The organism is Streptomyces sp. NPDC005805, assembly GCF_040630445.1.
GTDB lineage: Bacteria > Actinomycetota > Actinomycetes > Streptomycetales > Streptomycetaceae > Streptomyces.
Map to the genome: position 1 here is coordinate 1 of NZ_JBEXXN010000118.1, position 2,927 is coordinate 2,927.

A 2,927-nucleotide genomic window follows, 5' to 3' on the forward strand; every position below is an offset into this window, starting at 1 on the left:
TCATGCCGCATTCCCACCGCCAGCAACGCCGACCGCAGACGCCCCACATCCAGCCCACCCGACAACCGCACCGCCGCCGGCACGTTGTACGACGACCCCTCCGGATCCAACTCATGCAGCACCCACAACCGCTGCTGCGCAAACGACAACGGCAACCCACCACCGTCACGCCCCACCCGACGCAACACCGGACCATCAGCACCTTCGGCAACGGTCTCCGGGACCGCCGCCGACTCCACGCACTCCGCGAGGGAGCCGAGGACCGGGTTCTCGAAGAGGGTGCGCAGCGGGAGCTGGACGCCGAAGTCCGAGCGGATACGTGCGGCGAGGCGGGTCGCGAGGAGGGAGTGCCCGCCGAGGGCGAAGAAGTCGTCGTCCAGGCCGGGTTCCTCCGCTCCGAGCAGTTCCGAGAAGTACTCGGCAAGGCGCTTCTCCACCGGGGACACGGGCGCGCGGTAGGGGGCGCGTTCGGTGGTGAGGTCGGCGTCGGGCAGGGTGGCGCGGTCGACCTTGCCGTTCAGGGTCAGCGGCATGGTGTCCAGGGGCACGATCACGGCCGGGACCATGGCCTCGGGCAGCAGCCGACCCAACGCGCCGCGCAGGACGGCCGGGTCGGCCCCGGTGACCGCGTAGGCGACCAGGGCGGTGGCGCCGGCCGCGTCCGGGCGGGCCAGCACGACCGCGTCGCTCACCCCGTCCAGGCCCCGGAGTGCGTTCTCCACCTCGCCCAGCTCGATCCGCTGGCCACGGACCTTGACCTGGTGATCACGACGGCCCAGGAACTCCAGCTCCCCGTCCGGGAGATAGCGCACCAGGTCACCCGTCCGGTAGAGCCGTGCACCGGGCACCGAACCGAAGGGGTCGGGCACGAACGCGCCCGCCGTCCGGGCCGCGTCGTCCAGATAGCCGCGCCCGACACCCGCACCGCCGACGAACAACTCGCCCCGGACGCCGACGGGAACCGGCAGCATCGCGTCGTCGAGGACGTACAGACGGGTGTTGCGGACCGCTCGGCCGATCGGCACCTGGGCGCTGTGCGTCTCGGTGCCGGTGGTGAGGTGGGCGTGGGTGACGTCGTCGGAGCACTCGGTCGGACCGTAGGCGTTGACGATGTCGATCCCGGGGAAGCGGGCGAACCACCGCGCACACAGGTCCGGCGGAAGCGTTTCCCCCGTCACCACGAGCAGCCGTAGGTCGGGCAGTTCGGGGGTCAGTTCGGGTGCCGTGTCCCAGGCGTCCAGCGTGGCCCGCAGCAGAGACGGAACGACCTCCAGGACGGATACGCGATCTTGCTCTGTGCGGGCGAACAAACCGGTGGCGTCCGAGGCGGTCTCGTCGCCGTAGACGGCGGTCCGGCCGCCCGTCACCAGCGCGGCCACCATCTGCCACACCGAGATGTCGAAGGTCAGCGCCGCGTTCTGCACCAGCACATCGGCAGCGGTCAGAGCGAGATCGTCCACCTTGGCGAGCAGGTGGTTGTTCATCCCGGACCGGTGCACCATCGCGCCCTTGGGCTGACCGGTCGAACCCGACGTATAGATCACATACGCGAGGTCATCGCCCCCAGCCCGCACCGGCACCAGCTCCGACAGCGCGTCCCCCGCCCCCGGAACCACCAGCACCTCGGGAGAACCACCCGAGGCGTCAGCCAGCGCACGCGCGGAATCCGCTCCGTCCTCGGGCGTGACGATCCAACGGGCTCCACTGGACGCCACCATGTCCGCCTGGCGGGCCCGGGGTGCGCGCACATCCACGGGGACGTACGCCCCGCCGGCACCCAGCACGCCCAGGAAGGCCACCACCGCGTCAACGCCACGGCCACCGGCGTAGACGACCCGGTCGTCCGCACCGACACCCGCCGCCAGCAGCGCACCGCTCAACCGGCTCGCCCGACCCACCAGCTCCGCGTACGACACCTCGCCCGCGTCGTCCGACACCGCAACGGCGTCCGGTGACGCGAGCGCATGCTCACGCACCCGGGAGACCAGGCACGCCAGCTCGTCCGGGCGGTCCGTCGCGTTCCACTTCTCCAGGAGCAGCCCGCGTTCCGCCTCCGACACCGCCGTCAGCTCCCGCACCCGCACACCCGCACCACCGGCCACCAGCCGGCAGCCGCGCACCACATCGTCCAGCACGCCCCGCACCGAGGACTCCACGAACACATCCGTGCTGTATTCGAGGGTGAGCGCGAGGCCACCGCCGGGTGCTTCCTCACCCACGAGCATCAGGTCGAACTTCGCGGTGCCGTCCCCGATCGGGAGGCGGGTCATCTCGACCTCGCCCAGGCGCTCCGCCACGGTCGGCGCGTTCTGGAAGGCGAGCATCACCTGGAACAGCGGGTTGCGAGAGCGGTCGCGTTCCGGGGCGAACTCCTGGACCAGGCGCTCGAAGGGGACGTCCTGGTGGGACAGGGCCTCGACGGAGGACCGGCTCACCCGGTCCAGCAGACCGGCGAAGGATTCGTCACTCTCCACCCGCGTCCGCAGCGGCAGGGTGTTCACGAAGAACCCGATCAGGTCCTCCGTCTCCACGCGTGACCGTCCCGCCACCGGCACACCGATCACCACATCCGCCTGCCCGGCCCGACGCGCGAGCACCGCCGCCAGCACGGACTGGAGCACGTTGAACAACGTGGTCCGGCGTTCGCGGGCGAGTTCGCCGAGGCGGTGCACCAGCTCCGGGTCCAGCGCGTCGACGAGCTGGGCGCCCCGGTGGGTGGGGATCGCGGGACGCGGCAGGTCGGCCGGGAGGTCGAGGGCGGCGGGGGCGCCGGCCAGGGCCGTGCGCCAGTAGTCGAGCTGTTCCGCCAGGACCTCACCCGTCAGCCACTCGCGCTGCCACACCGCATAGTCCGCGTACTGCACCGGCAGCTCCGGCAACTCCACACCCTCGTACGCAGCCTGCACCTCCCGCAGCAACACACCCAC

Annotated in this window: 1 protein-coding gene; it reads right to left on the reverse strand. The window is 71.4% G+C overall.

Annotation, left to right across the window (positions count from 1 at the left end; all coding sequences use genetic code 11):
- Window positions 1-2,906: amino acid adenylation domain-containing protein (locus ABZ457_RS30575; protein WP_359164324.1), on the reverse strand; the 2,906-nt coding region annotated here is incomplete at its 3' end.
- Between the last annotated feature and the right edge of the window lie 21 nt (window positions 2,907-2,927).